Source organism: Dolichospermum circinale AWQC310F, from assembly GCF_000426925.1.
In the GTDB taxonomy this organism is placed as follows: domain Bacteria; phylum Cyanobacteriota; class Cyanobacteriia; order Cyanobacteriales; family Nostocaceae; genus Dolichospermum; species Dolichospermum circinale.
Window position 1 is genome coordinate 71088 of sequence record NZ_KE384674.1, and the last position, 7372, is coordinate 78459.

Annotated in this window: 5 protein-coding genes; 4 read left to right on the top strand and 1 reads right to left on the bottom strand. The window is 36.6% G+C overall.

All coding sequences use genetic code 11. From position 1 onward, the window contains the following. The first annotated feature begins 55 nt into the window (after window positions 1–55). Together ACIR310F_RS0107830 and ACIR310F_RS0107835 are read left to right on the top strand one after the other, a co-directional pair. Complete coding sequence (locus ACIR310F_RS0107830; protein ID WP_028083348.1) at window positions 56–946, top strand: ATP adenylyltransferase family protein; 891 nt, start codon at window positions 56–58, stop codon at window positions 944–946. Between the two features lie 194 nt (window positions 947–1140). Further along, window positions 1141–2499, top strand: coding sequence for a cysteine desulfurase-like protein (locus ACIR310F_RS0107835; protein WP_028083349.1), 1359 nt, complete (start codon window positions 1141–1143; stop codon window positions 2497–2499). Between the two features lie 166 nt (window positions 2500–2665). On the opposite strand, the gene ACIR310F_RS0107840 is transcribed toward ACIR310F_RS0107835, so the two are convergent. After that, window positions 2666–4939, bottom strand: a complete 2274-nt coding sequence (locus tag ACIR310F_RS0107840; RefSeq protein WP_028083350.1) for a RelA/SpoT family protein — start codon at window positions 4937–4939, stop codon at window positions 2666–2668. Between the two features lie 299 nt (window positions 4940–5238). Between ACIR310F_RS0107840 and patD the strand changes: the two genes are divergently transcribed. Then, entirely contained in the window at window positions 5239–5595 is a 357-nt protein-coding gene (gene patD, locus ACIR310F_RS0107845) for a heterocyst frequency control protein PatD (protein ID WP_028083351.1), read from the top strand. Between the two features lie 281 nt (window positions 5596–5876). After that, the gene (locus ACIR310F_RS0107850) at window positions 5877–7124 is read left to right on the top strand and encodes a hypothetical protein (protein WP_028083352.1); all 1248 of its coding nucleotides are present in this window, start codon (window positions 5877–5879) and stop codon (window positions 7122–7124) included. Window positions 7125–7372 lie beyond the last annotated feature (248 nt).

Below are 7372 nucleotides of genomic sequence, written 5' to 3' on the forward strand. Positions count from 1 at the left end.
ATAATATGGAGAAATCAGATTTGGTTTATAAATTGAGTAATTGATGATATAAAATATGAATCAGCTAAAAATCCTCCTTGAACCCGGTACATTATGGACAAGCATCAAAACTACAACAGAACAGGCTTTAAAATCTGGAGCTTTAAAATCTATTCCCACGGAATTGGAAATTATTGAACAAGATGGAGTACAATTTATAGTCAGAATTTTAGCAAATCTCAACCGCAAAAAAGCCGATAAAGAAAAACAAGAACAACAAATTGCTAGAACTGGTAAAGAGTTTAATCCTTTTTTACCTTACGAGGAAGATTTATTTGTGGCGGATATTTCTCCTACTCATGTTTGTATTTTAAATAAGTTCAATGTTGTTGATAATCATTTGTTAATTATCACCCGCATTTTTGAAGAACAAGAAAGCTTACTCACCCTAGAAGATTTTACAGCAATGTGGACTTGTTTAGGAGAATTTGAAGGTTTAGTATTTTACAATGGTGGTAAACTAGCTGGTGCGAGTCAACGACATAAACATTTACAAATTGTCCCTTTTTCAGAAACAGATATTCCTATTTCCCCACTTTTAAAAACAGCAAAATTAGAAAATAATATAGGAACTATCCAAGAATTTCCCTTTTTACACGCTTTTACTCATCTTCATAGCGGCGAAAGTCCAAAATTAACCTTAGAAAAATATCATAATTTACTGCGAACGGTGGGAATTAAACCTCTAGAAAATCATCTACAATCAGCAGCATACAATCTTTTAATTACACGAAAATGGATGTTAATTGTGCCGCGAAAAAAAGAAGAATTTGCAGAAATTTCCATAAATTCTCTAGGTTTTGCAGGTGCATTATTAGTCAAAAATCAACAACAAATGGAACTACTCAAAAACATCAACCCAATTAATATTTTAACCAATGTTGCTTTTCCCATAGAAAAAAATTAAATATTAGAGTAAAATATAAGCTAATATATAGCGATTCTAAATCAGACGTGAATACCTCTTTTTTCCTTCACCTCTGAGTTCTCCGTGTCCTAATAGGTTCGTTCAAAAAAAATCCATTCACAACCCACCAAGAATTGCTATACTCACATCTTGTAGCTTGACGCGGAACAAAAATCATAAACAGAGGAAAAACTATGGAATCTCTAGATATAAAATGGATTCGTTCTCAGTTTCCCGCACTCACACAAACAATCAACAAAAAGCCAGCAATTTTCTTTGATGGACCAGGAGGAACACAAGTTCCTGGTGGAGTTTTAGACGCAATTAGTGATTATTTAGTTAGATCAAATGCGAATGTTCATGGTACTTTTGCTACTAGTTTGCGAACAGATGCTTTAATTATTTCGGCCAGAGCAGCGATCGCTGACTTCTTAGGATGCGATAATGATGAAATAGTATTTGGCGCAAATATGACCACTCTCACCTTCTCTGTGAGTCGCGCTATTGGTAGAGAATTACAAGCTGGTGATGAAATTATCGTTACAGACTTAGATCATGCTGCGAATATTTCTCCTTGGTATGCTTTAGCAGAGAAAGGTGTAATTATTCGTGCTGTTGATATTAATACTTCTGACTGTACTTTAGATTTGTATGATTTAGAAAAAAAGATAAATTCCCGCACCAAATTAGTAGCAGTTACCTATGCTTCTAACGCCGTGGGGACAATTAATGATATTAGTAAAATAGTCAAAATAGCCCACAATGTCGGGGCTTTAGTATATGTTGATGCTGTCCATTACGCGCCCCATGGACTGATTAATGTTCATCATTTAGATTGTGATTTTCTAGCCTGTTCTGCTTACAAATTCTTCGCGCCCCATGTAGGAATTGTCTACGGAAAAAAAGAACATTTAACCAGATTTTCTCCTTATAAAGTTAAACCAGCAACAGCAGAAATTCCCTCAAAATGGGAAACAGGAACTTTAAATCATGAAGGTTTAGCAGGGTTAGTAGCAGCGATTAATTATTTAGCCAAATTAGGTTGTCATGTTTCCCCAAACTTAGATAATGAATTACTTTCCTCCTTAATAGAAGCCGACAGAGAAGGTTTAACTACCTTCCATTGTCCTCGATTTTTGACAGCACCAGAACAAAAAAATCATGAATTAATATCAGCTTATCATAGTCGGCGAGCAGCTTTAATAACAGCAATGTCAGCCATTCAACAATATGAAAGAGAATTAAGTAAAAAGCTAATTTCAGGCTTATTAAAAATCCCTGGTTTACGCTTATATGGTATTACAGAACCCAGTCAATTTACATGGCGGACACCAACAGTATCTATTCGCATAGCAGGAAAAACGCCCGCAACCATAGCCCAAATATTAGGAGAAAAGGGAATATTTGTTTGGTACGGAAATTTTTATGCAATTAACCTCACAGAAAAACTAAATGTAGAAATATCTGGTGGATTATTGCGTATAGGATTAGCCCATTATAACACAGTTGAAGAAATAGATCAACTATTACAAACCCTCAATGAAATTGTTTAAGAGGGAACAGGGAACAGGGAACAGGGAACAGGTGACAGGTGACAGGTTTTGAGCAACTTTACTTTTCGTTACTTATGTCGGTTTTTTTCCGTTCACCTACTTAGTCTCATTAAACCCTAATTAGTCCACGGAGGTGGACTTTGCTTGTGTAGTAGTGACTTCCAGCCTAACACTCTTCACAGACACGACGTATATTGATAATATCGCTCATTTTTCTCAGTTGAACAAATAAACGTTCCAACTGAGAACAATCGCGCACATCAATTCCTAAATCAATTAAAGCAGGTTCTCCCAAGGAAGTTTTAACTTGAGCGTGACGGACATTAATACCTTGATCGCTTAATCGAGACAAGACATCTTTTAATACTCCAACTCTATCTAAAGCCTCAATTTGCATATTAACAGGATATGTATGAGGACGACTTTGGCTTTCCATAAATGGGTTCCAGCGCACTGGTACTAAACGCTCATATTCAACATGATCTAGATTATGACAACCTTGACGGTGTATAGAAATTCCTCTTCCCCTTGTCACAGCACCCACAATCGGTTCACCAGGAATGGGGGTACAACAACCAGCGATATGATAAACTAACCCCTCCACCCCAATAATAGGGGAATCACTAGCACGGTATGTAGATAATGAATCCGTTTTTTCTGGGCGCGAAGTTTTTGCTGTTAATTCCTTGGCGAGAAATGGGATCATATCACTAACAGGTTGTTTACCTTTAACAACTTCCCGCCAACGGTTCAGGACTAGATTTAAGGTAACTTCCCCATAACCTAAACTAGCCAGTAAATCTTCTACACTGTGATAATTACACTTTTCCGCCACAGTCTGCATAGCCTCTGACTTGAGTAAGTTCTCAAAACCAGTTTTCCCCAATTCTTTTTCTAATAAATCCCGTCCCCTGGCGATATTTTCTTCTCGGCGCGATCGCTTATACCATTGTTTGATACGATACTTCGCTGCTGAGGTGCTAACAAAATTTAACCAATCTAAACTGGGATGAGAATTTTTTTGGGTAATAATGTCAACAATATCACCATTATGTAATCGCGTTGATAAAGGAACAATACGTCCATTTACCCGCGCCCCTGCACAGTGGTTTCCGATTTCTGTATGAATGCGATAGGCAAAATCTATACTGGTAGAACCAGGACTTAAAGGAATAACATCACCCTTGGGAGTGAAGACATAAACCCCGTCCTCAAAGAGATTATCTTTCACACTGTCTAAGTATTCTTGAGCATCTTTTAAATCACTTTGCCAATCTAACAATTGGCGTAACCAAGTAAATTTTTCATCAGAACTTGTTAAGTGACTATTCTCAGAACCACCAGTTTCTTTATACTTCCAATGAGCAGCAATTCCGTATTCCGCGATATGGTGCATTTCCAGAGTGCGAATTTGCACTTCTAAGGGTCGCCCTGTCAAACCAATTACCCCAGTATGTAGAGATTGATAATTATTTGGTTTAGGCAGACCTATATAATCCTTAAATCTACCAGGGATAGGACGAAAAGTATCATGAACCACCGCTAAAGCTCGATAACATTCTTCATTAGTTTGGACAATAATTCGCAGCGCCGCCAAATCATAAATTTCATGAAATTCCTTTTGCTGCCGCCGCATTTTTTGATAAATGCTATAAAGGTGTTTAGGACGACCGCTAATTTCCAAACAATTAATACGCGCTTTCAGTAACCGACGGCGCAGAGTCTCCGTAGCTTTAAGTAACTTTTCTTCCCTGTCCGTGCGTTTTTCAGCCACACATTGCTGAGTTTCTCGATAGGCCTCCGGTTCTAAATATTTGAATGCTAGGTCTTCTAATTCCCATTTAATTTGCCAAATTCCTAAACGATTCGCCAAAGGTGCGAAAATATCTCGTGTTTCCTGGGCGCTACGTTGACGACTAGATTCTGGCATATATTGAAGAGTCCGCATATTATGCAAACGGTCCGCCAATTTGACCACAATTACCCGAATATCTTGGGCCATAGCCAGAAACATTCGCCGGAAATTTTCCGCTTGACTTTCGGTTTTGCTGGTAAAATTAATTTTCGACAGCTTAGTAACACCTTCTACCAATCGCCGCACCTCTCCTCCAAAGCGTGCTTCTATGTCTTCACCTGTAACTTCTGTATCTTCAACTACATCATGAAGCAAGCCCGCTGCTATCATAACAGGACTACCACCTAATTCACGGAGTATTTCCGCCACAGCAACAGGGTGAGCAATATAAGGTTCTCCAGACTTTCGGGTTTGACCCCCATGTAATTCATAAGCAAACTGAAATGCTCGACAAATGAGAGCGTTACCGTTATACGTTCGGTCCTCTTCCTCCGTGAGTATGGGCGCTGGAGGTTCAATTAAACATCTGTTAAGCCAGTCTGGCAGAACGACATCAGTAGGAGGTTTGATAGCTATACTACTCATAAAATCAAAAAGGTAATTTGTGGATAGGTTGGAAGATAGTTAAAATTGACAGCACCGCCATAAAATAGATGCTGTTGCCTGGAGGCTTAGAGATAAGGTGAGAAAGATAATGTTCTAATTGTATTGTTTGTAGTTATCATCCATTACAGGTTGCTTGCAAATATGGTCAGAAAAACCTATTGACGATAAACCAAGCCCCAAAGTAAAATTCAAGGCTGGTGATTTTGAGCAAAAACAAAAGAAAGTTGAGTTGTATGAGAAAATTTTCTTGACATTAATATTATCCTAACTGGCAACAAATGTCTTTAAATTGTGATAAATATCAGGAATTGGCAACATTTATAGACGAGTTACGAACTCATATAACAGCCGATAAACTCAATACTAATCAATTACGGTTAAATTTAACCCATTTACAAACATTTTTTTTACAGCAAATTATTCCCTTAGTTGATGAAAATTCCCAGCAACTGTCCTATAAAACGGAAATAAGTAAACAGTTGCGACTCTTGGAAGTGGATATGATGTTTCTTAAAGGGGCAAGGCATTCAACAACTCTACAGGCTAGATTAAATAATATTGAAGAACGCATTGATACTTTAATTAGATATTGTCAAGCCATTATCCAGCCTACGAAATCACAGGAATCAAAGTAGGAATTTGTCTCACGCAGAGGCGCAGAGGCGCGAAGGAAGAGTTTGAGAGGTAGCCATACAAGACTTAGAAGGTATCAATTCTGTCTTTCTTCCTGTGTTCCCTGTTCCCTGTTCCCTGACCACACAAGTAAATTCAGGAATCAAACCGGATTCCTATATATAAAACTTAACAAAAAAAACTACTAAAGTCATAGGAAAATGGTAAATTAATTTCAGTAACACCGATGATCAGGCTGTGTTTCTTGATAGTCCATCAACTTAAATAGATACAGGATAGTTATATGTTTAATAGAATACGTCGTCTTTTAAGTGGATTTTTCAATAATTCTCGCACTGTAAACAATGAACCACTAAATAAAGTGAGTTTGATTGTAATTATTTTAGTTGATATTTTCATTTTAATTAATGTTTTTACGGGTTTAAATGATATTAGTCAATGGCATCTTAGCCCGTCTCAGTCTTATCCATGCTATTCTGAATGGAACAATTATACAGCAGATACTAGGAGAAATAAAGATTATGAATTTGTGATTAGTGGATTACCTGATAGTAGCAATGAGCAAACAATTCGACAAAGATATCAAGATGCAGAAAACAGACATTTGGGTAAAGTTTCGCCAATATGTTTAAATTATGCAGAATTTAAAGATCAACTAAACAATCCTGAAAATCAGAAAATTCTCAAAACGATAAATCAGAAACAAAATAAGATTAATCAACTCCAACAGGCCAATAATACAATTCGTCAACAATACGATTCCACACTTTTAGAAAAAATTGCTGGACAGCCTTCAGGTAATTCTATTAATCAAGTACGAGCGGAAAAAGCTAAACAGGAATTAACGCAAAATAACCGCAATATTTCTGTCTTAAAAGAAGAAATTGCTAATCTACAAAATCAACTGCTGAACAAACCTGAGAGTATTAATTTCCTCTCTTTTGTCAACAACAAAACTAAATTTAATCAAGTTGCAAAAAGTCATAAGGACGCATCATTTTGGTATTCTAGCATTCAATTTCTATTTCAGTCTATCTTCCTACTGCCCTTGATTTTAGTTGCATTATTGGTTAATAACTTCAGTCAACGCCAAGGATATGGATTAATAAGCCTAATAAGCTGGCATTTGCTAGTTATATTTCTCATTCCTCTAGTTCTAAAAATATTTGAATTTCTGCAAATTGGTGTTATATTTCAATATTTATCTAATCTCATTAATCGTCTGTTTGCAGGGTTAATCTTCCTCCTGCGTTACCTTTATATTTTGGTAATTCCTGTACTTGGTTTTGGGATCATTAAATTTTTCCAAACTGTTGTATTTAATACCAAAATTCAGGCCACCAAAAGAATTCAAAAATCAAGGTGTATTCGCTGTGCCAAAAAAATTCGTCCACGAGATAGTTACTGTCCCCACTGTGGTTATGATCAATATATTGAATGCCATAATTGCCATAATTTGACCTATAGAGGATTACCTTATTGTTATCATTGTGGTGCTGATCAAAATTCTAGTCCCGTAGAACAGAATTAAAAATCAAAAAGTATAATTCATCAATGTTGGGTTTCACTGTCGTTGAACCCAACCTACAGAGATAATAAAAAACTTAGTAAATTTAAACTTAGCGACATATTTCTTAACTTATTTATTAGATAAAATCGAATTAAGTAGGTAAACGGAAAAAAACCGACATAAGTAACGAAAAGTAAAGTTTCCCTGTTCCCTGTTCCCTGTTCCCTGTTCCCTGTTCCCTGTTCCCTGTTCCCTTGTCATAACGACAA

Coding starts and splice junctions, on each gene's coding strand:
- ACIR310F_RS0107830 (WP_028083348.1), top strand. CDS start 56: ATGAATCAGCTAAAAATCCTCCTTGAACCCGGTACATTATGGACAAGC.
- ACIR310F_RS0107835 (WP_028083349.1), top strand. CDS start 1,141: ATGGAATCTCTAGATATAAAATGGATTCGTTCTCAGTTTCCCGCACTC.
- ACIR310F_RS0107840 (WP_028083350.1), bottom strand. CDS start 4,939: ATGAGTAGTATAGCTATCAAACCTCCTACTGATGTCGTTCTGCCAGAC.
- patD (WP_028083351.1), top strand. CDS start 5,239: ATGTCTTTAAATTGTGATAAATATCAGGAATTGGCAACATTTATAGAC.
- ACIR310F_RS0107850 (WP_028083352.1), top strand. CDS start 5,877: ATGTTTAATAGAATACGTCGTCTTTTAAGTGGATTTTTCAATAATTCT.